Origin of the sequence: Enterobacter cloacae complex sp. 2021EL-01169, assembly GCF_020733125.1 — a bacterium.
GTDB lineage: Bacteria > Pseudomonadota > Gammaproteobacteria > Enterobacterales > Enterobacteriaceae > Enterobacter > Enterobacter roggenkampii.
Genome location: NZ_JAJFTC010000007.1, coordinates 118,538 through 143,692 on the forward strand (window position 1 = coordinate 118,538; position 25,155 = coordinate 143,692).

20 protein-coding genes and 2 pseudogenes are annotated in these 25,155 nt (G+C 59.1%); 14 read left to right on the forward strand and 8 right to left on the reverse strand.

The genetic code is table 11. The annotated features are described in order from the left end of the window. Positions 1 to 68 precede the first annotated feature (68 nt). The 3 genes from yagF to LLF79_RS17390 all read right to left on the reverse strand — a co-directional run bounded on the left by yagF (position 69) and on the right by LLF79_RS17390 (position 3,635). The gene (yagF, locus tag LLF79_RS17380; RefSeq protein WP_227880013.1) at positions 69 to 2,036 is read right to left on the reverse strand and encodes a xylonate dehydratase YagF; all 1,968 of its coding nucleotides are present in this window, start codon (positions 2,034 to 2,036) and stop codon (positions 69 to 71) included. 14 nt (positions 2,037 to 2,050) lie between these two features. After that, positions 2,051 to 2,959, reverse strand: a complete 909-nt coding sequence (gene yagE / locus LLF79_RS17385) for a 2-keto-3-deoxygluconate aldolase (protein ID WP_227880015.1) — start codon at positions 2,957 to 2,959, stop codon at positions 2,051 to 2,053. Between the two features lie 223 nt (positions 2,960 to 3,182). After that, a complete protein-coding gene (locus tag LLF79_RS17390; RefSeq protein WP_227880022.1) occupies positions 3,183 to 3,635 on the reverse strand; it encodes a YhcH/YjgK/YiaL family protein in 453 nt (150 codons plus the stop codon). Positions 3,636 to 4,310: 675 nt separating this feature from the next. Here LLF79_RS17390 and arcA point away from each other — a divergent pair. The 5 genes from arcA to LLF79_RS17415 all read left to right on the forward strand — a co-directional run bounded on the left by arcA (position 4,311) and on the right by LLF79_RS17415 (position 9,494). Next, positions 4,311 to 5,531 (forward strand): arginine deiminase, encoded by a 1,221-nt coding sequence (gene arcA / locus LLF79_RS17395; protein WP_008501384.1) that lies wholly within the window; start codon positions 4,311 to 4,313, stop codon positions 5,529 to 5,531. A gap of 9 nt (positions 5,532 to 5,540) precedes the next feature. Further along, a complete protein-coding gene (gene arcC / locus LLF79_RS17400) occupies positions 5,541 to 6,452 on the forward strand; it encodes a carbamate kinase (protein WP_023293410.1) in 912 nt (303 codons plus the stop codon). Between the two features lie 26 nt (positions 6,453 to 6,478). Beyond that, entirely contained in the window at positions 6,479 to 7,483 is a 1,005-nt protein-coding gene (gene argF / locus LLF79_RS17405; protein ID WP_227880023.1) for an ornithine carbamoyltransferase, read from the forward strand. A 47-nt stretch (positions 7,484 to 7,530) separates the two neighbouring features. Then, positions 7,531 to 8,934: a YfcC family protein gene (locus LLF79_RS17410; protein WP_008501387.1), complete on the forward strand. Its 1,404-nt coding sequence runs from the start codon at positions 7,531 to 7,533 to the stop codon at positions 8,932 to 8,934. 80 nt (positions 8,935 to 9,014) lie between these two features. Then, on the forward strand, positions 9,015 to 9,494 hold the full coding sequence (locus LLF79_RS17415) for an arginine repressor (RefSeq protein WP_025912003.1): 480 nt from the start codon (positions 9,015 to 9,017) through the stop codon (positions 9,492 to 9,494). Positions 9,495 to 9,497: 3 nt separating this feature from the next. Here the strand turns inward: LLF79_RS17415 and LLF79_RS17420 are convergent. After that, positions 9,498 to 9,615 (reverse strand): annotated as a pseudogene (locus LLF79_RS17420) (hypothetical protein). Between LLF79_RS17420 and LLF79_RS17425 the strand changes: the two are divergent. The 4 genes from LLF79_RS17425 to ridA all read left to right on the forward strand — a co-directional run bounded on the left by LLF79_RS17425 (position 9,595) and on the right by ridA (position 11,600). Beyond that, a complete protein-coding gene (locus LLF79_RS17425; protein WP_022646880.1) occupies positions 9,595 to 9,699 on the forward strand; it encodes a pyrBI operon leader peptide in 105 nt (34 codons plus the stop codon). The pseudogene LLF79_RS17420 and the gene LLF79_RS17425 overlap by 21 nt on opposite strands. A 34-nt stretch (positions 9,700 to 9,733) precedes the next feature. Further along, entirely contained in the window at positions 9,734 to 10,666 is a 933-nt protein-coding gene (pyrB, locus tag LLF79_RS17430) for an aspartate carbamoyltransferase (RefSeq protein ID WP_008501389.1), read from the forward strand. A gap of 12 nt (positions 10,667 to 10,678) precedes the next feature. Next, positions 10,679 to 11,140, forward strand: coding sequence for an aspartate carbamoyltransferase regulatory subunit (pyrI, locus tag LLF79_RS17435; protein WP_008501390.1), 462 nt, complete (start codon positions 10,679 to 10,681; stop codon positions 11,138 to 11,140). Between the two features lie 73 nt (positions 11,141 to 11,213). After that, a complete protein-coding gene (ridA, locus tag LLF79_RS17440) occupies positions 11,214 to 11,600 on the forward strand; it encodes a 2-iminobutanoate/2-iminopropanoate deaminase (RefSeq protein ID WP_008501391.1) in 387 nt (128 codons plus the stop codon). Between the two features lie 51 nt (positions 11,601 to 11,651). On the opposite strand, the gene LLF79_RS17445 is transcribed toward ridA, so the two are convergent. Then, on the reverse strand, positions 11,652 to 14,036 hold the full coding sequence (locus tag LLF79_RS17445) for a beta-N-acetylhexosaminidase (protein ID WP_227880024.1): 2,385 nt from the start codon (positions 14,034 to 14,036) through the stop codon (positions 11,652 to 11,654). A gap of 199 nt (positions 14,037 to 14,235) precedes the next feature. After that, on the reverse strand, positions 14,236 to 16,944 hold the full coding sequence (mgtA, locus tag LLF79_RS17450; protein WP_227880025.1) for a magnesium-translocating P-type ATPase: 2,709 nt from the start codon (positions 16,942 to 16,944) through the stop codon (positions 14,236 to 14,238). Between the two features lie 391 nt (positions 16,945 to 17,335). On the opposite strand from mgtA, the gene treR reads away from it, so the two are divergent. The 5 genes from treR to nrdG all read left to right on the forward strand — a co-directional run bounded on the left by treR (position 17,336) and on the right by nrdG (position 24,611). Beyond that, complete coding sequence (treR, locus tag LLF79_RS17455) at positions 17,336 to 18,283, forward strand: trehalose operon repressor TreR (RefSeq protein WP_021240675.1); 948 nt, start codon at positions 17,336 to 17,338, stop codon at positions 18,281 to 18,283. A 129-nt stretch (positions 18,284 to 18,412) separates the two neighbouring features. After that, positions 18,413 to 19,831, forward strand: coding sequence for a PTS trehalose transporter subunit IIBC (treB, locus tag LLF79_RS17460; protein ID WP_023293415.1), 1,419 nt, complete (start codon positions 18,413 to 18,415; stop codon positions 19,829 to 19,831). 51 nt (positions 19,832 to 19,882) lie between these two features. Continuing rightward, complete coding sequence (gene treC / locus LLF79_RS17465) at positions 19,883 to 21,526, forward strand: alpha,alpha-phosphotrehalase (RefSeq protein ID WP_123922985.1); 1,644 nt, start codon at positions 19,883 to 19,885, stop codon at positions 21,524 to 21,526. Positions 21,527 to 21,902: 376 nt separating this feature from the next. Next, positions 21,903 to 24,041 (forward strand): anaerobic ribonucleoside-triphosphate reductase, encoded by a 2,139-nt coding sequence (gene nrdD, locus LLF79_RS17470; protein WP_008501397.1) that lies wholly within the window; start codon positions 21,903 to 21,905, stop codon positions 24,039 to 24,041. Positions 24,042 to 24,146: 105 nt separating this feature from the next. Continuing rightward, positions 24,147 to 24,611, forward strand: coding sequence for an anaerobic ribonucleoside-triphosphate reductase-activating protein (gene nrdG / locus LLF79_RS17475; RefSeq protein WP_045408172.1), 465 nt, complete (start codon positions 24,147 to 24,149; stop codon positions 24,609 to 24,611). Positions 24,612 to 24,617: 6 nt separating this feature from the next. On the opposite strand, the pseudogene LLF79_RS17480 reads toward nrdG, so the two are convergent. Then, a pseudogene (locus LLF79_RS17480) lies at positions 24,618 to 24,848 on the reverse strand (type II toxin-antitoxin system RelE/ParE family toxin); the annotation flags it as partial. A gap of 40 nt (positions 24,849 to 24,888) precedes the next feature. Beyond that, positions 24,889 to 25,131, reverse strand: a complete 243-nt coding sequence (locus tag LLF79_RS17485) for a type II toxin-antitoxin system RelB/DinJ family antitoxin (RefSeq protein ID WP_008501400.1) — start codon at positions 25,129 to 25,131, stop codon at positions 24,889 to 24,891. Positions 25,132 to 25,155: the final 24 nt, after the last annotated feature.

Genomic DNA, 25,155 nt, shown 5'->3' on the forward strand with positions numbered 1-25,155 from the left:
ATAAAATAAAGACAAGCAAAAGCCGTCCACGAAATATATTCCGTAGACGACAATCGCATGAAAAATAATTAAAGTCCGAGCGCTTTTTTACCGGCGTTAATTACCTCAATAATTTTATCGGTGTCATAAATACAGCCTTTCCAGGTGCCGCCGCTGACCGACTGTAATGCTGCCCACAGGCGGGTGTCGTCCGGCAAAAAGTCGTGGGCGTGCAGGTCCGGGTGCGTCTGCCGCATTGCCAGCTCGCGTGCCCCCTCCTCCGGCGTCAGCGGGTTATCCGCGGTGCCGATAAAGTTGACGCTGCCCGTCAGGGTCAGGCGATCCACGGCAATCTCAATGATGTCGTTATCGCGCAGCTTGCCAATCGGCCCGCCCGCCAGCGCCTCCGGCGACACGTGGCCGAAGCAGGCGCCTGTCGACACGCCCGAGAAGCGCGCATCGGTGATTAACGACACCGTCTTGCCCCACGAGATATGCTTCAGCGCGGAGGTGAGCTGGTAGGTCTCTTCCATGCCGGTGCCGGACGGCCCGCCGCCGATCACCACCATGATATCGCCCTGCTTAATCTCTTCCCGCTTGATGGCCTTGATCGCCTGCGCTTCCGAGACAAACACCCGCGCCCGGCCGGTGTGGCGGTAAACGCCATCTTCACCGACGACCGACGGGTCGATCGCCGTGGCCTTGATCACCGAGCCTTCCGGCGCGATGTTGCCCGTCGGGAAGCAAACCGTTGAGGTCAGCCCTTTCGCTTTTGCCTTCTCCGGCGGCAGGATCACGTCATCCGGATCCACGCCGTCCTGCTCGCGCAGGCACTGGCGGAAGCGCTCACGACGCTCGGACGCCTGCCACCAGTCGAGGTTCTCGCCCACCGTCTGGCCGGTCACGGTCATGGCGTCCAGATGCAGAAGGCCGAGATCGCGCAGGTGGAGCATCACCTCCGGCACGCCGCCCGCGAGGAAGGCGCGCACGGTCGGGTGATAGTCCGGGCCGTTGGGCAGCACGCTGACCAGGCGCGGCACCCTGCGGTTGACGCGCGTCCAGTGTTCAACCTCCGGAATAGTGCAGCCCGCCGCGTGGGCGATGGCCGGGATGTGCAGCAGTAAATTCGTCGAGCCGCCGAACGCCGCGTGGATCACCATCGCGTTTTCGATGGCTTTGTCGGTGAGGATATCGCGCGTGGTGATGCCGCGGTTATCCAGTTCGCTCACCGCCCGCGCCGACTGGCGGGCAATTTCCAGCCACACCGCCTGCCCGGACGGCGCCAGCGCGGAGTGCGGCAGCGCAAGGCCCAGCGCTTCCGCAACCACCTGCGAGGTACCCGCCGTGCCGAGGAACTGACACCCGCCGCCCGGCGAGGCGCAGGCGCGACAGCCCAGCTCGGCGGCCTCCTGCAGGGAGAGTTCGTGGTTGGCGAAGCGCGCGCCGATGGTCTGCACCTTGCCCGCGTCTTCCCCCACGGTCGGCGGCAGCGTCGCCCCGCCCGGCACCAGAATGGTCGGCAGGTCGTGCATCGAAGCCAGGGCAATCATGGTGGCGGGCAGCCCTTTATCACAGGTGGCGACGCCAATCACCGCCCGGCGCGTCGGGAGGGAACGGATCAGGCGGAGAAACACGATCGCCGCGTCGTTACGGTACGGCAGGGAGTCGAACATGCCGTGCGTGCCCTGCGAGCGCCCGTCGCACGGATCGCTGACGAAGGCCGCAAACGGGATCCCGCCGTTGCGGGTGATCTCCTTCGCCGCCGCCTGCATCTGCATGCCGATCTCCCAGTGCCCGGTGTGGTAGCCCAGCGCGACCGGGCGTCCGTCCCCGGCGCGGATGCCGCCCTGGGTGCCGATAATTAGCACCTCTTTGCCGGTCAGCTTGTTGGCATCCCAGCCCATCCCGGCGTTCTGCGTCATGCCGAACAGGTTGCCGCTGGGGGATTCCATCAGCATCTGCGGGGTCAGCGGCAGCGCGCCCTGCGGCCCCGCCGCGTGGGTGATGACGGCATAAAACGCCTCGTCCTGCGGGGTGAAAATCTTCTCGATGGTCATGGTTATCGTCCGGCTCAGCAGAGCTTGAGCTGTTGCAGCAGGGTTTTCAGCTGCGCCCTGCGCGGCTCGTCCAGCGCAGAGGCGGGCGGCAGCACGTGGGTAGAAATCGGGCGGCCGCAGAGCACAATCGCCTCTTTAATCACGTTCACAAACGGCGTATCCAGCTGATACATCTGCGGAATTTGCAGCAGGGTCTGATGATACTCAGCCGCCTTCGCCACGTCTTTATCCCGCCAGGCTTTCAGCAGATTCACCGACACCTGCGGGGCAAAGTTGCCGCTCGCCGAAATCGCCCCGTCGCCGCCGAGCAGCAGGGTATTAAACAGATGATCGTCGTAGCCGCACAGCACCGTGAAGTGCGGATGGGCGCCTTTAACGGTGTGGATCATGCTGCGCAGGTGGGCGACGGAGTCGATGGTGTCTTTAATGCCGACGATGTTGCTGCGCGAATCGGCCAGGGTTTTCACCAGCGCCGGGGTCAGATCCTGCCCGGTCAGCGCCGGGAAGTTATAGAGCATCACCGGCAGCGTGACGCTGTCCGCCACCTGCTCGAAATAGCGGATCAGGTTCGCTTCCGACACTTTCCAGTAGTAAGGGTTGATCACCACGATGCCGTCCGCCCCCGCCTGCTGCGCGTGCTGGCTGAGCGCAATGGTTTCCCGGGCGTTGGTGCCGCCGGTGCCGATCAGGACCGGTACGCGACGATCGACATGATCGATAGCAAATTGGGCAATGGTTTTACGCTCTTCGGCGCCGAGCTGGGAAAACTCGCCGCCGCTGCCCAGGAAGAACAGGCCGTCAACGCCTGCCGCGATCAGATCGTCGATCAGCGCGGCGGTACCCTGCTTATCGAGCTGGCCATCGGCAGTAAAAATAGTGGAGACAGGGGGAATGATTCCCGTAAACAACGCGGACTGCGGCATGAGATCTCCTTGCTGAATCATGATGTTCTACATTATAGAACAGCGTTCATTAAATTAACGATCATACTATGACGCAGGAAAAGCGCAGGTAAATGAGAGATGGAGAGGGAGTGCGGGAAATTTAAGCTGGATCACATATTGGAAGGTGCGGCCTGATGCCCTCACCCTAACCCTCTCCCACAGGGAGAGGGAACTTTTACACCCTCTCCCCTTGGGAGAGGGGTTACTCTACAAGCATCTTCACCACCACTTTCCTGACCTTAGCAGGCGCACCCACCGCGCACAGCGGCTTGTGCACCTCACCCGGCCAGAACACCACAAAATCCCCTTCGCTCAACACCACGGTTTTCTCCTGCTCGCCTTCCGGCAGGAACGCGATGTCTTTGTCCGCCAGCCAGTCGGTGTCCGGCGTGCCGGGCGGCAGGATGCTGAATGTCATCCCTTCCTGTCCCTTCATCACGATCTGAATATCCAGATAGCGCGCGTGGTACTCGGCGCGACGCTCGGCGAACGGCTGGGTTGTATCTTCGGAGACCAGATAAAACAGGCTGTTGCCGTTGATGTCGTGCTTGCCGAGCGGCGTGGCGTCGGTGACGTGAGTTTTAACGTGCTCAATGGCCTGTCGCAGTTCGTCAGGCAGCCAGGAGTGCAGATGGTGGATGTTGCCGATAATCATCAGAATACCCTCGATATAAAACAACGTTTCATTTTTATCTTTTATACGAAAATCCCGGCTGCCATACCAGCGCTTTTTAGACGGGTTTTGCGCGAACGCATGTTTATCGGGAATGGTGTTAATTTGCTGTTAAGCCTTCGCAGGCATTTATGCAGTCATTATGCATATCTTCAGTTCTTCGTTATCACGGCCTTGCGCTAACTTACTGATCGTCATGCCTTAACAACAAAACTCGCTACCGCTTCACATTTTAGCACTTTGATAATTTGCTATTAAATTCAATAAATATTTATTGATTTTCCTTAAGCCAAAAATAGTTAATTAGCAATATTGCATAGCCATTCCACACAAACCATAAAAACAATTAAAATCAATAGCTTAACAAAATATTTCAAAGCATTAAATTCTACAAAACACTAACAACTGCAAATAATGACAACGGATAGTGCTTAGCTATTCACCTCGCCAGAATAGCCAATTAATCATTATCTGATGCGAATCATGCAAATGAAAACAAACCGCTTAATATCCATTTTCGCGTGAGCAATATCACAATACGGATTATTTAACTGCCTAGTATGAACCACGAAATCAATTGAGCTTAGCCGCCATGCAATTAAATACATGACATGGCGCATGCCCTTTTTATTCTGAAAAACAGTTAAAGGAATAATTATGGAAAAGCATTACGTCGGTTCTGAAATTGGTCAATTGCGTAGCGTTATGCTGCACCGCCCAAATTTAAGTCTGAAACGCTTAACGCCATCAAACTGTCAGGAGCTGCTTTTCGATGACGTGCTCTCGGTTGAGCGGGCGGGTGAGGAGCATGACATCTTCGCCAACACGCTGCGTGAGCAGGGGGTGGAAGTCCTGCTGCTGACCGACCTGCTGACACAAACCCTTGATATCGCTGAGGCGAAAGCCTGGCTGCTGGAGACGCAAATCTCTGACTACCGCCTCGGCCCAACCTTTGCTGGCGACGTGCGCGGCTGGCTGGCGGATATGCCGCACCGGGAACTGGCGCGCAGATTAAGCGGCGGATTAACCTACGGTGAAATTCCGGCAGCCATTAAAAATATGGTGGTGGATACCCACACGGCGAATGATTTTATTATGAAGCCACTGCCGAACCATTTATTTACCCGCGATACCTCCTGCTGGATCTATAACGGCGTCTCTATTAACCCAATGGCCAAACCGGCGCGTCAGCGTGAAACCAATAACCTGCGGGCAATATATCGCTGGCACCCGGCGTTCGCCGACGGCGATTTTATTAAGTATTTCGGCGACGAGAATATTAATTACGACCACGCCACTTTAGAAGGCGGCGACGTATTAGTCATTGGCCGCGGTGCGGTATTGATCGGCATGTCCGAGCGCACGACGCCGCAGGGCGTGGAGTTCCTCGCCAACAGCCTGTTCAAACACCGTCAGGCCGAGCGCGTCATCGCCGTTGAGCTGCCAAAACACCGCTCCTGCATGCACCTCGACACCGTCATGACCCACATCGACGTGGACACTTTCTCCGTCTACCCGGAAGTGGTGCGTAAAGACGCCCAGTGCTGGACGCTCACCCCGGACGGCCGCGGCGGCCTGCTGCGCACCCAGGAAACCGACCTGCTGCACGCCATCGAGAAAGCGCTCGGCATTAACCAGGTACGCCTGATCACCACCGGCGGCGACGCCTTTGAGGCCGAACGCGAGCAGTGGAACGACGCCAACAACGTGCTGACCATCCGCCCCGGCGTGGTGATCGGCTACGAGCGCAACGTCTGGACCAACGAGAAGTACGACAAAGCGGGTATCACCGTACTGCCCATCCCGGGCGACGAACTCGGACGCGGCCGCGGCGGCGCGCGCTGCATGAGCTGCCCGCTGGAACGCGACGGAATTTAAGGAGCCATCATGGAACGAAAACCCACTCTGGTTGTGGCCCTGGGCGGCAACGCGCTGCTCAAGCGCGGCGAGCCGCTGGAAGCGGAGATCCAGCGCCAGAACATCGAGCAGGCCGCCCGCACCATCGCCGGGCTGACGGCGCAGTGGCGCGTGGTGCTGGTGCACGGCAACGGGCCGCAGGTCGGGCTGCTGGCGCTGCAGAACAGCGCCTACGACAAAGTCACGCCCTACCCGCTGGACGTTCTTGGCGCCGAAAGCCAGGGAATGATCGGCTACATGCTCCAGCAGGCGCTGAAAAACAGCCTGCCGCAGCGGGAGGTGAGCGTCCTGCTCACCCAGGTAGAAGTGGACGCCGCCGACCCGGCCTTCAGCAACCCGACCAAATACATCGGCCCGGTGTACAGCGAAGCCCAGGCAAAAACGCTGGCCGCGGAGAAAGGCTGGGTGTTTAAGGCCGACGGCAGCTACGTCCGCCGCGTGGTGCCGTCGCCGCAGCCGAAGCGCATCGTTGAGAGCGACGCCATCACGGCGCTGATCCAGCGCGATCACCTGGTGATCTGCAACGGCGGCGGCGGGGTGCCGGTGGTGGAACAGGCCAACGGCTATCGCGGGATCGAGGCGGTAATCGATAAAGACCTCTCCGCCGCCCTGCTGGCGAGGCAGATTGAGGCCGATGCCCTGCTGATCCTCACCGATGCCGACGCGGTGTACCTCGACTGGGGCAAACCAACCCAGCGTCCGCTGGCGCAGGTGACGCCGGAGCTGCTCAGAGGCATGCAGTTCGACGCCGGATCGATGGGGCCGAAGGTGGCCGCCTGCCGCGAGTTCGTTGAAGCCTGCAATGGGATAGCCGGGATCGGCGCGCTGGCCGACGGCGCGGAGATCCTCGCGGGCGAGAAAGGCACGTTGATTCGTAACTGAACACTCATTTTAAAAAGGATTTACCCATGACCATCAACCTGAAAAACCGCAACTTCCTCAAACTGCTGGACTATACCCCGGCGGAGATCCAGTACCTGATCGACCTCGCCATCGAGCTCAAGGCCGCCAAAAAAGCCGGGCGCGAGAAGCAAACCCTGGTCGGGAAAAACATCGCCCTGATCTTTGAAAAAACCTCCACCCGCACCCGCTGCGCCTTCGAAGTGGGCGCGTTCGACCAGGGCGCGCAGGTCACCTATCTCGGCCCAAGCGGCTCGCAGATTGGCCATAAAGAGTCGATGAAAGACACCGCCCGCGTGCTGGGCCGCATGTACGACGGCATCGAATACCGCGGCTACGGGCAGGCCATCGTCGAAGAGCTGGGCGAGTACGCGGGCGTGCCGGTATGGAACGGCCTGACCGACGAGTTCCACCCGACCCAAATTCTCGCCGACCTGATGACCATGCTGGAGCACTCCCCGGGCAAAACCCTGCCTGAGCTGAGCTTTGCCTATCTCGGCGACGCGCGCAACAACATGGGCAACTCCCTGATGGTCGGTGCGGCCAAGATGGGGATGGATATCCGCCTCGTTGCGCCGAAATCCTTCTGGCCGGAAGCGGGACTGGTTGAGCAGTGCCGCGCCATTGCGAAAGAGACGGGCGCGCGCATCACCCTCATCGACGACGTGGAAGAAGGCGTGCAGGGGACCGATTTCCTCTACACCGACGTGTGGGTCTCCATGGGCGAGCCGAAGGAAGCCTGGGCCGAGCGCGTCAGCCTGATGAAGCCGTATCAGATTAACGCCCGGGTGATGAAGGCCACCGGCAACCCGAACGTTAAGTTCATGCACTGCCTGCCGGCATTCCACAACGAGCACACGAAGGTGGGCCGCGAAATCGAGATGGCGTACGGGCTGAAGGGGCTGGAGGTGACGGAAGAGGTCTTCGAATCACCGAACTCCATCGTCTTCGACGAAGCAGAGAACCGCATGCACACCATTAAAGCGGTCATGGTGGCGACACTCGGCGACTAATCACCGCCCGGCGCGCCGCGGGGTGCGCCGGGTTTAAGGAGAACATCATGGGCAAGTTCAAGTTTCCCTCCGCTTACACCATTCTCTTTTTTCTGATTGCCGTCGTGGCCGTGCTGACGTGGATTGTCCCGGCCGGGCAGTACCATATGGCAATGAACGAGGCGCTCGGCAAAGACGTCCCCGTTGCAGGCACCTACGCGCACGTCGCGGCGCATCCGCAGGGGCTGGTTTCGGTGCTGATGGCGCCGATTGCCGGGCTGTACGATCCGGAATCCGGCCAGGCCGGGGCGATCGACGTGGCGCTGTTTATTCTGATCATCGGGGGATTCCTCGGGATCGTCACCAAAACCGGGGCGATTGACGCCGGGATCGAGCGTGTGACCACCCGACTGCGCGGACGCGAGGAGTGGATGATCCCGATCCTGATGGCGCTATTTGCCGCAGGCGGCACGATTTACGGTATGGCCGAAGAGTCACTGCCCTTCTATACCTTACTGGTGCCGGTGATGCTGGCCGCGCGGTTCGATCCGGTTGTCGCCGCCTCTACCGTGCTGCTCGGGGCGGGGATCGGCACCCTCGGCTCCACCATTAACCCGTTTGCCACGGTGATCGCCGCCAACGCCGCCGGGATCCCCTTCACCAACGGCATCGCCCTGCGCGTGGCGCTGCTGGTCATCGGCTGGATCATCTGCGTGGCGTGGGTGATGCGCTACGCCCGCAAGGTGCGCAAGGATCCCTCGCAGTCCATCGTTGCAGACAAGCAGGAGGAGAACCTCGCCCATTTCCTCGGCAACAAGGGCGAACAGTCCCTGGAATTCACCCCGGTGCGCAAAATCATCCTGGTGATTTTCGCTCTGGCCTTCGCGGTGATGATTTACGGCGTGGCGGTGCTGGGCTGGTGGATGGCGGAGATTTCAGCGGTGTTTCTCGCCAGCGCGATCATCGTCGGCCTGATTGCCCGCATGAGCGAAGAGGAGTTGACGTCGACGTTTATCAACGGCGCGCGAGATTTGCTGGGCGTCGCGCTGATTATCGGCATCGCGCGCGGTATCGTAGTCATCATGGATAAGGGCATGATTACCCACACCATTTTGCACAGCGCGGAAGGGCTGGTCAGCGGGTTGTCCACGGTAGCGTTTATCAACGTGATGTACTGGCTGGAAGTCGTGCTGTCGTTTCTTGTGCCTTCTTCATCCGGCCTGGCCGTTCTGACGATGCCGATCATGGCGCCGCTTGCTGATTTCGCTAACGTCAACCGCGACCTGGTGGTTACGGCTTACCAGTCGGCCTCCGGCATCGTTAACCTCGTCACGCCGACCTCTGCGGTGGTTATGGGCGGGCTGGCTATCGCCCGGGTACCTTACGTGCGCTACCTGAAATGGGTGGCGCCGCTGCTGGCGATCCTGACGGTGGTGATTATGGTGGCGTTAAGTCTGGGGGCGTTGTTGTAATTTGCCGGATGGCGCTGCGCTTATCCGGCCTACGGATCGGTGCGGTGTCACCGGTTATTTCGGGAACTGATATGGGAAACATGATGGATTACGAAGAGTACTCTCCCAAAGAACAGCTGCAGCTCACGGTGTGCCAGCGTTTGATCGCCGAAAAGAGTTACCTTTCGCAGGAAGAGATTCGCCGCGACCTGCAGGAGAGAGGGTTTGACAGCATCAGCCAGTCGACCGTTTCGCGATTGCTGAAGTTGCTCGGAGTCATAAAAATTCGAAATGCCAAAGGGCTAAAGATTTATTCGTTGAATCCTCAGCTGCGCCCTGCCCCCGACGCCGCGCGTACCGTTTCGGAAATGGTGGTCAGCGTTGAGCATAATAGCGAGTTTATCCTTGTCCATACCGTCGCCGGATATGGCCGCGCGGTGGCGCGTATTCTGGATTATCACCAGCTTCCGGAAATTTTAGGCGTGGTGGCCGGCAGCAGTATTGTCTGGGTCGCCCCCCGGGTGGTAAAGCGCACCGCGCTGGTGCATAAGCAAATTAATTATTTACTCAGAACGCATTAATATTCACAAAGAACCGTTTGCATTGAGTAAAGCGTGCATTAAATCGCTTGATCCGAAAAGCGAGCTGCGTATAATGCCCGACAATTTGCCGGGAGGAAGCATGGTCAAGCGTGTACGACATAACGTCTTACCGCGTCTGAAATCAGACGCTGGCCTGCCGTTTTTCTTCCCGTTGCTAAACCTATTCCCAGAGCCCCTCATTTGAGGGGCTTTTTTTTGCCCGGCGTCAGGAGATAAACATGAATCCGCTTTATCAAAAACACATCATTTCCATAAACGACCTCAGCCGCGAAGAGCTGGAACTGGTTCTGGAAACCGCGGCAAAACTGAAGGCCAATCCGCAACCGGAGCTGCTGAAGCACAAGGTGATTGCGAGCTGCTTCTTTGAAGCCTCAACCCGCACCCGCCTCTCCTTTGAGACCTCCATGCACCGCCTGGGCGCGAGCGTGGTGGGCTTCTCTGACAGCAGCAACACGTCGCTGGGTAAAAAAGGCGAGACCCTGGCGGATACCATTTCAGTGATCAGCACCTACGTCGACGCGATTGTGATGCGTCACCCGCAGGAGGGCGCGGCGCGCCTGGCAACCGAGTTTTCCGGCGGCATTCCGGTGCTGAACGCCGGTGACGGTGCCAACCAGCACCCAACGCAGACGCTGCTGGATCTGTTCACTATTCAGGAGACCCAGGGCAAGCTCGAGAACCTGAACATCGCCATGGTTGGCGACCTGAAGTATGGCCGCACCGTCCACTCCCTGACCCAGGCGCTGGCGAAATTTAACGGCAACCGCTTCTACTTCATTGCCCCGGAGGCGCTGGCGATGCCGCAGTACATTCTCGACATGCTGGACGAGAAAGGCATTGCGTGGAGCCTGCATGCCAGCATCGAAGAGGTGATGAGCCACGTGGATATTCTGTACATGACCCGCGTGCAGAAAGAGCGTCTGGACCCGTCCGAATACGCCAACGTGAAGGCACAGTTCGTGCTGCGCGCCAGCGACCTGGAAGGCGCGCGCGACAACATGAAGGTGCTGCATCCGCTGCCGCGCATCGATGAGATCACCACAGACGTGGATAAAACGCCGCACGCCTGGTACTTCCAGCAGGCCGGGAACGGCATCTTCGCTCGCCAGGCGTTACTGGCACTGGTTCTGAATCGCGAATTAGCTCTGTAAGGGGAGACGACCATGACACACGATAACAAACTCCAGGTTGAAGCCATCAAGCGTGGCACCGTGATTGACCATATCCCTGCGCAGGTGGGCTTTAAGCTGCTGACGCTGTTCAAACTGACCGAAACTGACCAGCGCATCACCATCGGCCTGAACCTGCCGTCGGGCGAGATGGGCCGCAAAGACCTGATCAAAATCGAGAACACCTTCCTGACCGACGAGCAGGTTAACCAGCTGTCGCTGTACGCGCCGGACGCCACCGTCAACCGCATCGACGAGTACGAAGTGGTCGGCAAATCACGCCCGAGCCTGCCAGAACGTATCGAAAGCGTGCTGGTCTGCCCGAACAGCAACTGCATCAGTCATGCAGAACCGGTTTCCTCCAGTTTCGCAGTGAAAAAGCGCGCGAATGACATCGCACTCAAATGCAAATACTGCGAAAAAGAGTTTTCTCATTATGTGGTGCTGGCCAACTAATTGAGGTTGGTAATGAAATCCCGGCTGTTATAATGGCCGGGAACATTCTTAACGCTGTAATTCTGGAGAAAACATGAGCAAAGTACTCGCGACGGAAAATGCACCAGCCGCTATCGGCCCTTACGTTCAGGGCGTTGATCTGGGCAGCATGATCATCACTTCAGGTCAGATCCCCGTAAACCCAAAAACCGGCGCGGTGCCGGAAGATGTCGCGGCGCAGGCGCGTCAGTCGCTGGAAAACGTGCAGGCTATCGTTGAATCTGCCGGCCTGAAAGTGGGTGATATCGTGAAAACCACCGTGTTCGTGAAGGATCTGAACGATTTCGCGACCGTTAACGCCACTTACGAAGCGTTCTTCACCGAGCATAACGCCACCTTCCCGGCGCGCTCCTGCGTGGAAGTGGCGCGTCTGCCAAAAGACGTGAAAATTGAAATCGAAGCGATTGCCGTTCGTCGCTAAATCGCTTTGGCGATGAAAAAAGGCAGCCCAGGCTGCCTTTTTTGTTGCTTGCTACTGATTCCGCGTGGCGCGCAGCAGCGTCTCCAGCGGGTACACCGCCGCAATCACCACTTCGTCCTGCACCTTCGCCGCGTTATCCAGCTCGCTCTGAATCGAGGCGATCTCTTTGTCATCCAGCGTGCCCTGACGCGCCACCAGGTCGGTGAGCCGCAGGCCAATCGACGCCAGCTTATCCACTTCCTGGATCACCGGCTTCATCGCCTTCAGCTGATAGCTGTTTTCGCTTAAGGCCAGCGCGTCGCTGGTGTTGCTCTGCCAGCGGTTAAAGACGTGGCGCAGGGCGTCGGCGCTTTCCGTGTCTTCCGCATCGCTCACCAGACGGTCCGCCCATTTGTGCATCTGGCGCACGGTGGTGCTTTCGGCGTTCAGCGCATCCGCAAAGCGGTTGAGGGGCTCGAACTGATGGTAGTTTCCGGCCTGGAACTTCAGGTGCTGGCGGGTGTAATACTGAGCCGGTTCAATCGCCTGCGCGAGGACCTGCAGCGGCAGCGTGTCGGCATTACCGGCGAGGCGCGTGAACTGCACCTGCTGCTGGGTATGCTGCTGCAGCCCGACCGACACCGTCGACCAGCTGTCCATCGCCTGCAGGCGGGTGTACATGTTGTCGACGTCATTGACGTCCTGCGCGGACCAGAGCCGCTCCGCCACCGCAAACGTACGCGGCCACAGGCGAATATCCAGCACCGGCGCCACCACGTTTTCCGCCCACAGCGCCGCTTCGCCGCCGAGCAGGTTGGACTGGTTCGCCACGTCCGGCACGACGGGCGGAACGCCTTTCGGCACATCGTCCAGACGCGTGCCGCTAATCGGGTAGCGCGTATTCCCGACGAGGAAATAACCGGAGAGTTTGTCGTTATCAACGGTGACAACCGGGCGCGTTTCGCCCATCCAGGTATCGACGGTGAAGGTCACCTGATTGTCATTCCGCCATTCAATATCCTGCACCGCGCGGCGGGATTTCCCGGCAAAATCAATAAACCCGCGCCAGCCGGCATCCCCTTTCACCAGCGTGAAGCTCCCCTCCACCGGCTTGCCCTTCAGGCGCGGCATGGAGAAGGCCCAGCTCTGGGCGCTGTCGGTGTCCGCTATCACGTCCAGGCCGTTTAACCCCTGCGGGACGATCTCGTTGCGGTAGTGATAGGCGGTGGACTGAGGCTGGTCGAGATAAAAGCCGGTCGACAGAATGCCCTTGTAGCCGTTCTGCGCCACCTGCCCCAGCGCGTCCTGGCCCTGCCAGGACTGGATCAGAATGCTTTTCGGCAGATCGGGATGGTAGATCTCATCCCAGCCGACCATCTGGCGGCGATGCTTCTCGAGGATCGTTTCCAGCTTGCGGTTGAAGTACGCCTGCAGCGCGTGGCTGTCCGCCAGCCTGTTGTCGCGCATAAACTGCTGGATAGCCGGGTTCGCTTTCCACTGGCTGTCGTCCACTTCGTCGCCGCCGATGTGCAGATACGGATCGGGGAAGATCGCCGCCAGTTCGCTGACCATCGCGTCGGCAAAAGCGTAAGTTGCGTCTTTTGTGGGATCCAGCACCGGCTTCAGCACGCCCCAGTGGCGTTCCATGGCGTACGGCCCCGGGGCGCTCATCAGCTCCGGGTAGGCCACGGCAATCGCCGAGGCGTGGCCCGGCATGTCGATCTCCGGCACCACGCGAATGCCGCGCTCGGCGGCGTAACGCACCACCTCGCGCATCTGCTCAGGCGTGTAGAACAGCCCGTCGCTGGCAAGCTGGGTTAATTTTGGATAACGCTTCGAGCTGAAGCGCCAGCCCTGGTCGTCGGTCAAATGCCAGTGCAGCACGTTGAGCTTCGCCGCGGCCATGCCGTCGATCTGGCGTTTAATATCCGGCAGCGGGATAAAGTGGCGTGCCGAATCGAGCAGCAGCCCGCGCCACGGGAAGCGCGGTGAATCTTCAATGGTCACCCACGGGATCGAGGTGTTTTCCGCTCCGTTCTGCATCAGCTGGAGCAGGGTTTCCATGGCGCGCAAGGCACCGAAGCGGGTGTTGGCAGAGATGTTCACGCCGTTGGCATCCACCGTGAGCTTATAGTTTTCGTCGCTGTCCGGCAGCGGCTGCGGCTTCACCTTTTTGGCAATCGCGATGCGGATGGTCGGTTTGTCTGGCTTTTCAGCCTGAGGCTGCAGCGTCCAGCCGGTTTGCAGGGCGATGCGCTGGCGCAGACGGTTGACGGCGTCACCGAGATCGTCCCCGCTGACGCTAATGGATACGTTGTTGCTGAGCACCAGTGCGCCCTGGGTCGTCGGGCGTTCGACCTTCGCAGGCCAGGGCATTAAGGGGAGATCCCCTGCCGGGGCGGCAAAGGCAGAGGCGCCGAGCATCAGCCCGGCGGTTAAGAGACTGTACCGTAACATGAATGTTCCTTATCTGACGGGCCAAATAAAGGCAAAACATTCTGTTAACATGCGCTCAATTTGTCGTCAAGCGAATGCGCCGACGGAGATCACAGGTTGTTGAATTTGGGAGGAAAGCTATTGCCGGGTGGCGGCTTCGCCTTACCCGGCCTACGTTCGGATCGTAGGCCCGGTAAGCGCAGCGCCACCGGGCTTGCCGTTACTGCCACCCATACCGACGCGCATAGAACCCTTTCACCATCTGGGTCAGCACCATATAACCGGCGAGGATCGCCACCAGCCACGGGAAGTAGCTCAGCGGCAGCGCCTGCAGCTGCAGGTAGCTCGCCAGCGGTGAGAACGGCAGCGCGATGCCGAGCGCCATCACAATGCCCGTCATCACAATCAGCGGCCACGCGGCGCGGCTCTGGATGAACGGAATGCGGCGGGTGCGGATCATGTGCACAATCAGCGTCTGCGACAGCAGCCCGACCACGAACCAGCCGGACTGGAACAGCGTCTGGTGTTCCGGGGTGTTGGCGTGGAACACAAACCACATCAGGCAGAAGGTCAGGATGTCGAAGATGGAGCTGATCGGGCCAAAGAACAGCATGAAACGCCCGAGATCTGCCGGGTTCCAGTGCTGCGGCTTCTGGATCTGCTCGTCGTCCACGTTATCAAACGGGATCGCCACCTGAGACACGTCATACATCAGGTTCTGGATCAGCAGGTGCAGCGGCAGCATCGGCAGGAACGGCAGAAACGCGCTCGCCACCAGCACGCTGAAGACGTTACCGAAGTTGGAGCTGGCGGTCATCTTGATGTACTTGAGCATATTGGCAAAGGTACGGCGCCCTTCGATCACGCCCTCCTCCAGCACCATCAGGCTCTTTTCCAGCAGAATGATATCCGCCGCTTCGCGGGCAATATCCACCGCCCCGTCTACGGAGATACCGATATCCGCCGCACGCAGGGCGGGCGCGTCGTTGATGCCGTCGCCCATGAAGCCCACCACGTGCCCTTCTCGCTTAAGCAGGGTGACGATACGCTCTTTGTGCATCGGCGTCAGGCGAGCAAACAGCGTCGTGCGCTGGGCCAGCTTCGCCAGTTCGTCATCAGAGAGACGTTCAATATCGCTCCCCACCACCACGTCGCCCGCGTCCAGCCCAACCTCGTGGCACACTTTGGCCGCCACCAGCTCGCTGTCGCCGGTGAGGATTTTCACGGTAATACCGCTCGCCTTCAGCGCCTTCAGCGCCGGGGCGGTGGTCTCTTTCGGCGGATCGAGGAAGGCGATGTAGCCCTCGAGGATCAGATCGGATTCGTCAATACGCTGGTAATCCCCCTCCCGCGCGGGCAGGAACTTGCTCGCCACCGCCACCACGCGCAGCCCCTGACGGTTGAGGTTGTCGGTGACGCGCTTGATGCGGCGCAGCATGGTGTCGTCCAGCGGCACGATGTCGCCGTTATAGCGCACCTGCGTCGACACGTTGAGGATCTCCTGCAGCGCCCCTTTGCAGATCAGCTGATGCACGTTCGGCTGCTCGCTCACCACCACCGACATACGGCGGCGCTCGAAGTCGAACGGGATCTCATCCACCTTCTGCCAGCGGCCGGAGAGCGTGCGGGCGGCCTCCTCGTCCACGCCTTCCAGCACGGCGACGTCGAGCAGGTTTTTCAGCCCGGTCTGGTAATGGCTGTTGAGCCACGCGCTGTGCAGCACGCGCTCGCTGGTTTTGCCGGAGATATCGGTGTGGTTCTCCAGCACGATTTTGTCCTGCGTCAGGGTGCCGGTTTTATCGGTGCAGAGAATGTCCATCGCGCCAAAGTTTTGAATGGCGTCGAGGTGTTTGACGATCACCTTCTGTTTAGAGAGCTTCACCGCCCCGCGCGCCAGCGTAGAGGTGACAATCATCGGCAGCATTTCCGGCGTTAAGCCGACGGCCACGGAGAGCGCAAACAGCGCCGCTTCCCACCAGTCGCCTTTGGTGTAGCCGTTGATCAGCAGCACGATTGGCGTCATCACCATCATAAAGCGGATCAGCAGCATGCTGACGCGGCCAATCCCTTTCTGGAAGGCATTCGGCTCGCTCTCCTGCTCGCTGACGCGCCCGGCAAGCTGACCAAACCAGGTGTTGCCCCCGGTGGCAGTGACAATCGCCTGCGCGGTGCCGCTGACGACCGTGGTCCCCATAAAGCACAGGGTGTCGCACTCGAGCGGGTTCATCTGCTGCGGGTCGCGGCTGCGCGCCACCTTCTCAACGGGCAGGGATTCGCCGGTCAGGGAAGCCTGCGCCACAAACAGATCGCGCGCCTGGATGATGCGTAAATCCGCCGGGATCATGTCCCCCGCGGCCAGCTTCACCAGATCGCCCGGCACCAGCTGGTCGATAGGCAATTCCACCCAGGCGTTTTCGCCGAGATCGTTGATCACGCGCGAGACGGTCGCGGTGTTGCTGACCATCGCCTTCAGGGCGTCCGCCGCTTTGGTGGAGCGGGCCTCCTGAATAAAGTTCAGCAGCGTGGAGATGCCCACCATCAGGGCAATCACCCCTGCGGCAAACAGATCTTCCGTCGCGTAGGAGATGAGGCCGAGCACGGTCAGCAGCAGGTTGAACGGGTTGCGGTAGCAGAGCCACAGATGCACCCACCACGGAGACGGCTTCTGCGCCGGAATGAGGTTATCGCCATGCACGGCGCGGATTTTTTCCACTTCTGCCGCATTCAGCCCTTCCGGGTGCCCGCCAAAGGCGCGCCAGACTTCGTTTTCATCCATCGCCGCCACGTTCAGGCAGCGTTCGGTCAAGGACGCGGGGATCGCCGCCCCCGCTATGTTTTTGGCGTTTGGCAGCGGGTCGCGCTGAACAAGACGGTGTGGCAGGTGGCGGCTCAGCAGGGCCTGCAGCTGCCGGGTGATATTTTTAAACATCGTCATTCCTCCGCATCCGCAAAGGCAGACGCAGCATTTCCTTCAGGCGTGGCAAAGCCGTACCTGAGAGGCACTCAATTTTTCAAGCAGGAACGTTTGGAACGCTGCTGCCTCACATCACCGGTGAGTCAGCAACAGGCTGGCTTACCGGAAAGAACGCATTCTCCCGTTCAGGAGAGGTGTGGGATCGGGATCCATGAAGCCTCCGGTAAGTAAAAAGTAGGGTGTCGCCGCGCAGTATAAGGATTTAAGCGTACCCTTTTTGATGATTCGGGCGGTATTATACCCCCCTGCAAATAAACCGAACGTAAACCAGATTTAGCCCATAGCGAAATCGCGCTATAGCATTAGGCTCAATTCACTACATTGTCGTTGTTACAGGGAATACAGCATGCAGAACCGCCTTACGATTAAAGACATCGCGCGTTTAAGCGGCGTGGGGAAATCGACCGTCTCACGCGTGCTGAACAACGAAAGCGGCGTCAGCGAACGCACCCGCGAGCGCGTTGAGGCGGTCATGAATCAGCACGGCTTTTCCCCTTCCCGCTCCGCGCGCGCCATGCGCGGGCAGAGTGACAAAGTGGTCGCCATCATTGTCTCGCGTCTGGATTCTCTGTCTGAAAATCTTGCCGTGCAGACCATGCTGCCCGCCTTCTACGAGCAGGGATATGACCCGATCATGATGGAGAGCCAGTTCTCGCCCCAGCTGGTAGAAGAGCATCTGGGGATGCTCCAGCGGCGCAACATTGACGGCGTGGTGCTGTTCGGCTTTACCGGCATTAAAGACGAGATGCTGAAACCCTGGCAGCCGTCGCTGGTGCTGCTGGCGCGCGATGCCCACGGTTTTGCCTCCGTCTGCTATGACGACGAGGGCGCGATTATCACCCTGATGCAGCGCCTGTTTGACGAAGGCCATCGCCACATCAGCTTCCTCGGCGTACCGCACGCGGACGTTACCACCGGCAAGCGACGCCATGAGGCCTATCTGGCGTTTTGCAAAAAGCACAACCTCTCCGCCGTGGCCTCCCTGCCGGGGCTGGGCATGAAGCAGGGCTACGAGCAGGTCGCCAGCGTCCTGACGCCGCAGACCACCGCGCTGGTGTGCGCCACGGATACGCTGGCGCTGGGCGCGAGTAAATATCTGCAGGAGCAGCGTATCGACGGTCTGCAGGTCGCGAGCGTCGGCAGCACGCCGCTGATGAAGTTTTTGCACCCGGAGATCATCACCGTCGATCCGGGCTACGCTGAGTCCGGCAGACAGGCCGCCGCGCAGCTGATCGAGCAGATCAACGGGCGCGCAGAGCCGCGTCAGATCGTTATTCCTGCCCACCTTTCATAACCCCCACCAATCGGTTTATTGTGATCTTCGCCCGATTTCGGGAACGTTCCCATTTTCGCCGTCACGCTGAAGGAGTAGGCTTGCGCTCAGGTCATTACACCCCCTCACCATCTGTCATGAGGTTTCATGATGAGTAAAGTCAAACAAGCAGATATTGATCAGCTGATCGTCCTGGTCGGCGGCCGCGAAAACATCGCAACCGTTAGCCATTGCATTACCCGCCTGCGCTTCGTGCTGAACGACCCGGCTAAAGCCAACCCGAAGGCCATTGAAGAGCTCTCGATGGTGAAAGGCTGCTTTACCAACGCCGGACAGTTCCAGGTGGTTATCGGTACCGAAGTGGGCGATTACTATCAGGCTCTGCTTGCGACCACCGGGCACAGCGCGGCGGATAAAGAGCAGGCCAAGAAGGCTGCGCGCCAGAATATGAAGTGGCACGAGCAGCTGATTTCCCACTTCGCGGAGATCTTCTTCCCGCTGCTGCCGGCGCTGATCAGCGGAGGCCTGATTTTAGGCTTCCGTAACGTCATCGGCGACGTGCCGATGAGTGACGGCAAAACCCTGGCGCAGATGTACCCGGCGCTGAAAACCGTGTACGACTTCCTGTGGCTGATTGGCGAAGCGATCTTCTTCTATCTGCCGGTCGGGATTTGCTGGTCCGCGGTGCGCAAGATGGGCGGTACGCCGATCCTCGGTATTGTACTCGGCGTCACGCTGGTCTCTCCGCAGTTAATGAACGCTTACTTACTTGGTCAACAGGTGCCGGAGGTGTGGAACTTTGGCCTGTTTACCATCGCCAAAGTAGGCTATCAGGCGCAGGTCATTCCGGCCCTGCTGGCGGGCCTGGCGCTGGGCTTTATTGAAACCCGACTGAAACGCATCGTGCCGGATTACCTTTATCTGGTGGTGGTGCCGGTGTGCTCGCTGATTCTGGCGGTCTTCCTGGCGCATGCCTTTATCGGTCCGTTTGGCCGCATGATTGGCGACGGCGTGGCCTTCGCGGTGCGTCACCTGATGACCGGCAGCTTCGCCCCGATTGGCGCCGCGCTGTTTGGCTTCCTGTACGCCCCGCTGGTGATCACCGGCGTGCACCAGACCACGCTGGCGATTGATATGCAGATGATCCAGAGCCTCGGCGGCACGCCGGTCTGGCCGATTATCGCCCTGTCTAACATTGCCCAGGCGTCCGCGGTGACCGGCATCATTATCGTCAGCCGCAAGCACAACGAACGCGAGATCTCCGTTCCGGCGGCCATCTCCGCCTACCTCGGCGTCACCGAACCGGCAATGTACGGTATCAACCTGAAATACCGCTTCCCGATGCTCTGCGCGATGATCGGTTCCGGTCTGGCAGGCCTGGTGTGTGGACTGAACGGCGTGATGGCGAACGGGATTGGCGTCGGCGGCCTGCCGGGCATCCTCTCCATCCAGCCCGCTTACTGGCAGGTGTTTGCCCTGGCAATGGCCATCGCCATTATCGTCCCAATGGCGCTGACCACCGTGGTTTACCAGCGTAAGTTCCGTCAGGGCTCGCTGCAGATTGTTTAACTTCATCTTTCGGGGCGCAGTTGCGCCCCTTCGCATTTGCAGGAACGCATTATGAATACCCTTCCTCACTGGTGGCAGAACGGCGTCATCTACCAGATTTACCCAAAGAGTTTCCAGGACACCACCGGCAGCGGCACCGGCGATTTACGCGGCGTGACGCAGCGTCTGGACTATCTTAAAACCCTCGGCATTGACGCCATCTGGCTGACGCCGTTTTATATCTCTCCGCAGGTGGACAACGGCTACGACGTGGCGAACTACACCGCCATCGATCCGGCCTACGGCACGCTGGATGATTTCGACGAGCTGGTCGCTGAGGCGCACGCGCGCGGCATTCGCATCGTGCTGGACATGGTGTTTAACCACACCTCCACGCAGCACGCCTGGTTCCGCGAGTCGCTGAACAAAGCGAGCCCGTACCGCCAGTTCTACATCTGGCGAGACGGCACGCCGGAGCAGCTTCCCAACAACTGGCGCTCCAAGTTTGGCGGCAACGCCTGGCGCTGGCACGCCGAGAGCGAGCAGTATTACCTGCACCTGTTCGCCCCAGAGCAGGCGGACCTCAACTGGGAAAACCCGGCGGTGCGCGCCGAGCTGAAAAAGGTGTGCGAGTTCTGGGCCGATCGCGGCGTGGACGGCCTGCGTCTGGACGTCATTAACCTGATTTCAAAAGATCAGGATTTCCCGGACGACAACATCGGCGACGGTCGCCGCTTCTATACCGACGGGCCGCGCATTCATGAATATCTCCAGGAGATGAGCCGCGACGTCTTTACCCCGCGCAACCTGATGACGGTAGGCGAGATGTCCTCGACCTCGCTGGAGAACTGCCAGCAGTATGCGTCTCTCGACGGGCGCGAGCTGTCGATGACCTTTAACTTCCATCATCTGAAGGTGGATTACCCCGGCGGCGAAAAGTGGACGCTGGCGAAGCCGGACTTCGTGGCGCTGAAAACCCTCTTCCGCCACTGGCAGCAGGGGATGCACAACAAAGCCTGGAATGCGCTGTTCTGGTGTAACCACGATCAACCGCGCATCGTGTCGCGCTTCGGTGACGAAGGAGAATACCGGGTTCACGCCGCGAAAATGCTCGGCATGGTGCTGCACGGGATGCAGGGCACGCCGTATATCTATCAGGGTGAAGAGCTTGGCATGACCAACCCGCACTTCAGCCGCATCACCGATTACCGCGACGTGGAAAGTCTGAACATGTTCGCCGAACTGCGCGCCAGCGGCCGCGAGCCGGATGAATTACTGGCGATTCTGGCGAGCAAGTCCCGCGACAACGGGCGAACCCCAATGCAGTGGGACGCGTCGCACAACGCGGGCTTTACCGAGGGCGAGCCGTGGATTGGCGTCTGCGATAACTACGAAACCGTGAACGCCCGCGCGGCGCTGGACGATGCGGATTCGGTGTTCTACACCTACCAGTCGCTGATTCGCCTGCGCAAAACCCTGCCGGTGCTGACGTGGGGGGATTATGAGGATCTCCTGCCGGAACACCCTTCCCTGTGGTGCTATCGCCGCCAGTGGCAGGGGCAGACGCTGATGGTGGTGGCGAACCTGAGTAATACGCCTCAGGAATGGCAAACAGAGGCTCTCAGCGATAAGTCGCAGGTGCTGATGAGTAACTACCCGGCACCGCAAACGACGTCACTCCGTCCGTTTGAAGCCGTCTGGTGGTTGCAGCAGTAACTTTCCCCTGCCGGGTGCGGCTCAGCACCCGGCTTACTTTACTGTTTTTGTTGAATAATTAATCAGATTTTTCTCGCCCGCCTTTACAATCGCTGAAGCGCCCGTCGTTTGTACTCTCGTCTTTTTACTTTGTTCTGCATCAAATAAATCGCAAACATGTTTGATGCAAATCACTATATGTAGCACTTAAAATGCACGCCGACCCAACATCTTGTATTTATCGTCTACTATTCCAACAACAAGACGGCGCTTACGCTGGCCGGAATTGTGGATAACACGAGCTGGGAACGCGGGAAGTCTTTGGCCTGGCGGGAAATGCGTCCGGTGAATACTTCTCCACCTCTGTGGATAACCTGTTTTTAAAAATGGAGTGATCATGACACCGCATGTGATGAAACGTGATGGCTGTAAAGTGCCGTTTAAATCAGAGCGCATCCAGGAAGCCATTCTGCGTGCAGCTAAAGCAGCGGGAGTCGATGACGCAGATTACTGCGCCACCGTCGCAGAAGTCGTTAGCAGCCAGATGAATGAACGCAGCCAGGTTGATATCAACGAGATCCAGACCGCGGTTGAGAACCAGCTCATGGCAGGGCCCTACAAGCAGCTGGCGCGCGCCTACATTGAGTACCGCCACGATCGAGACGTGCAGCGCGAGAAGCGCGGCCGCCTGAACCAGGAGATCCGTGGCCTGGTGGAGCAGACCAACTCTGCGCTGCTCAATGAAAACGCCAATAAAGACAGTAAAGTGATCCCCACCCAGCGCGACCTGCTGGCCGGTATCGTCGCCAAACACTATGCCCGTCAGCATCTGCTGCCGCGCGACGTGGTCTCGGCGCACGAGCGCGGCGAGATCCACTACCACGATCTCGACTATTCGCCGTTCTTCCCGATGTTCAACTGCATGCTGATCGATCTCAAAGGCATGCTGACCCACGGCTTTAAAATGGGTAACGCGGAGATTGAACCGCCTAAGTCGATCTCCACGGCTACCGCGGTCACGGCGCAGATCATCGCTCAGGTCGCCAGCCATATTTACGGCGGCACCACCATTAACCGCATTGACGAAGTGCTGGCCCCGTTCGTGACGGCGAGCTTCAACAAGCACCGTAAAACCGCCGAAGAGTGGCAGATTCCGGACGCGGACGGCTATGCGCATTCCCGTACCGAGAAAGAGTGCTACGACGCCTTCCAGTCGCTGGAATATGAGGTGAACACGCTGCACACCGCCAACGGCCAGACGCCGTTTGTAACCTTCGGCTTTGGGCTGGGCACCAGCTGGGAATCACGCCTGATCCAGCAGTCGATCCTGCGCAACCGTATTTCCGGCCTCGGCAAAAACCGTAAAACCGCCGTGTTCCCGAAACTGGTGTTCGCGATTCGCGACGGCCTGAACCACAAGTTTGGTGACCCGAACTACGACATCAAACAGCTGGCGCTGGAGTGCGCGAGCAAGCGCATGTACCCGGACATCCTGAACTACGATCAGGTCGTCAAAGTGACCGGTTCGTTTAAAACGCCAATGGGCTGCCGCAGCTTCCTCGGCGTGTACGAAGACGAAAACGGCGAGCAGATCCACGACGGGCGTAACAACCTGGGCGTCATCAGCCTGAACCTGCCGCGCATCGCGCTGGAGGCAAAAGGTAATGAAGCTGAATTCTGGAAACTGCTGGATGAGCGCCTGCAACTGGCGCGTAAGGCGCTGATGACCCGCATTGCGCGCCTCGAAGGGGTCAAAGCCCGCGTGGCGCCGATCCTCTATATGGAAGGGGCCTGCGGCGTGCGCCTGAAGGCGGACGATGACGTGTCCGAGATCTTCAAAAACGGCCGCGCGTCGATTTCGCTGGGCTACATCGGCATCCACGAGACTATCAACGCCCTGTTTGGCGACACGCACATGTACGACAGCGAAGCCCTGCGTGAGAAAGGCATCGCCATCGTTCAGCGCCTGCGTGACGCGGTAGACCAGTGGAAAGAGGAAACCGGCTACGGTTTCAGCCTGTACAGCACCCCGAGCGAGAACCTGTGCGACCGCTTCTGCCGTCTGGACACCGCCGAATTCGGGATTGTGGAAGGCGTGACCGATAAAGGGTACTACACCAACAGCTTCCACCTCGACGTCGAGAAAAAGGTGAACCCGTACGACAAGATCGACTTCGAAGCGGCCTATCCGCCGATCGCCAGCGGCGGCTTCATCTGCTACGGCGAGTACCCGAACATTCAGCACAACCTGAAGGCGCTGGAGGACGTGTGGGACTATAGCTACCAGCACGTGCCGTATTACGGGACCAACACGCCAATTGATGAGTGTTACGAGTGCGGCTTCACCGGTGAGTTTGAATGTACCAGTAAAGGCTTCACCTGCCCGAAATGCGGCAACCACGATGCGGCTCGCGTCTCCGTGACCCGTCGCGTATGCGGCTATCTCGGCAGCCCGGACGCCCGTCCGTTTAACGCTGGCAAACAGGAAGAAGTGAAGCGCCGCGTGAAGCATCTGGGAAATGGGCAGATCGGTTAATCCGCTGCCACATTAATGCCCGGTGGCGCTGCGCTTACCGGGCCTACGGAACGCTCTCTTTTGTAGGCCGGGTAAGCGCAGCGCCACCCGGCGTGGTTATTCGCAATGAACTATCACCAGTACTACCCTGTCGACATCGTCAACGGCCCCGGCACCCGCTGCACCCTGTTTGTTTCAGGCTGCGTCCACGAATGCCCCGGCTGCTACAACAAAAGCACCTGGCGACTCAATTCCGGCATGCCGTTCACCGCGGAGATGGAAGATAAAATCATCAACGACCTGAACGACACGCGCATCAAACGCCAGGGGATCTCGCTCTCCGGCGGCGATCCCCTGCACCCGCAAAACGTGCCGGATATGTTGAAGCTGGTGAAGCGCATTCGCGCAGAGTGTCCGGGAAAAGATATCTGGGTCTGGACGGGCTACAAGCTGGATGAACTGAATGCGCAGCAAATGGAAGTCGTGGATCTGATTAACGTGCTGGTCGACGGCAAGTTCATGCAGGATTTAAAAGACCCGGCACTCATCTGGCGAGGCAGCAGCAACCAGGTTGTGCATCATTTGCGATGAACGCTTAAGCCGTTTATTTGCGTCGTGATAAGCGGCTGATTTCTCTCTTTTCCCAACGGCGATAACAAATACCGTTATAACGCTGTCCTGAACCTGATAAACCAGGCGATAGCCAGACGCCTTGAGTTTGATTTTGTAGCAATCAGGCAGATTATGCAGGCGGGCCGATTCGACCCGGGGTTTTGCCAATACCCCCACAAGTTTCTTCTTAAACTGGTTTTTGACCGTATCCCCCAGCTTGCTTCACTCCTTTAACGCCCTCGGGTCAAATTCCAGTTCATAAGTCATCCAGACTAACCTTTATCCCCTTTTGCGGATTAGCCAGTCGCTCCCGGACTGTCTGTATCAGCGCATCTTCGCTGTCGCTGATGGTGACCGTTTTCACCGGCATGCGCCCCGTTTCAGCAACGTACTGAAACAGCAATCGCACCGCTTCCGTTGGGGTAATATTGAGTTTTTCCAGCACGGCATAAGCCTCGTTTTTGAGTTTGTCATCCAGACGGACGTTTAGCGTGGCCATTATGCCTCCAGAAAAATCGAATGT

What these genes read in the sequence shown, in the direction of transcription:
- LLF79_RS17485 (WP_008501400.1), bottom strand. Translation starts at nt 25,131, where the DNA reads ATGGCCACGCTAAACGTCCGTCTGGATGACAAACTCAAAAACGAGGCT.
- yagE (WP_227880015.1), bottom strand. Translation starts at nt 2,959, where the DNA reads ATGCCGCAGTCCGCGTTGTTTACGGGAATCATTCCCCCTGTCTCCACT.
- mgtA (WP_227880025.1), bottom strand. Translation starts at nt 16,944, where the DNA reads ATGTTTAAAAATATCACCCGGCAGCTGCAGGCCCTGCTGAGCCGCCAC.
- LLF79_RS17410 (WP_008501387.1), top strand. Translation starts at nt 7,531, where the DNA reads ATGGGCAAGTTCAAGTTTCCCTCCGCTTACACCATTCTCTTTTTTCTG.
- ridA (WP_008501391.1), top strand. Translation starts at nt 11,214, where the DNA reads ATGAGCAAAGTACTCGCGACGGAAAATGCACCAGCCGCTATCGGCCCT.
- LLF79_RS17425 (WP_022646880.1), top strand. Translation starts at nt 9,595, where the DNA reads ATGGTCAAGCGTGTACGACATAACGTCTTACCGCGTCTGAAATCAGAC.
- treR (WP_021240675.1), top strand. Translation starts at nt 17,336, where the DNA reads ATGCAGAACCGCCTTACGATTAAAGACATCGCGCGTTTAAGCGGCGTG.
- pyrB (WP_008501389.1), top strand. Translation starts at nt 9,734, where the DNA reads ATGAATCCGCTTTATCAAAAACACATCATTTCCATAAACGACCTCAGC.
- yagF (WP_227880013.1), bottom strand. Translation starts at nt 2,036, where the DNA reads ATGACCATCGAGAAGATTTTCACCCCGCAGGACGAGGCGTTTTATGCC.
- LLF79_RS17390 (WP_227880022.1), bottom strand. Translation starts at nt 3,635, where the DNA reads ATGATTATCGGCAACATCCACCATCTGCACTCCTGGCTGCCTGACGAA.
- LLF79_RS17415 (WP_025912003.1), top strand. Translation starts at nt 9,015, where the DNA reads ATGATGGATTACGAAGAGTACTCTCCCAAAGAACAGCTGCAGCTCACG.
- LLF79_RS17445 (WP_227880024.1), bottom strand. Translation starts at nt 14,036, where the DNA reads ATGTTACGGTACAGTCTCTTAACCGCCGGGCTGATGCTCGGCGCCTCT.
- pyrI (WP_008501390.1), top strand. Translation starts at nt 10,679, where the DNA reads ATGACACACGATAACAAACTCCAGGTTGAAGCCATCAAGCGTGGCACC.
- nrdG (WP_045408172.1), top strand. Translation starts at nt 24,147, where the DNA reads ATGAACTATCACCAGTACTACCCTGTCGACATCGTCAACGGCCCCGGC.
- arcC (WP_023293410.1), top strand. Translation starts at nt 5,541, where the DNA reads ATGGAACGAAAACCCACTCTGGTTGTGGCCCTGGGCGGCAACGCGCTG.
- argF (WP_227880023.1), top strand. Translation starts at nt 6,479, where the DNA reads ATGACCATCAACCTGAAAAACCGCAACTTCCTCAAACTGCTGGACTAT.
- arcA (WP_008501384.1), top strand. Translation starts at nt 4,311, where the DNA reads ATGGAAAAGCATTACGTCGGTTCTGAAATTGGTCAATTGCGTAGCGTT.
- nrdD (WP_008501397.1), top strand. Translation starts at nt 21,903, where the DNA reads ATGACACCGCATGTGATGAAACGTGATGGCTGTAAAGTGCCGTTTAAA.
- treB (WP_023293415.1), top strand. Translation starts at nt 18,413, where the DNA reads ATGAGTAAAGTCAAACAAGCAGATATTGATCAGCTGATCGTCCTGGTC.
- treC (WP_123922985.1), top strand. Translation starts at nt 19,883, where the DNA reads ATGAATACCCTTCCTCACTGGTGGCAGAACGGCGTCATCTACCAGATT.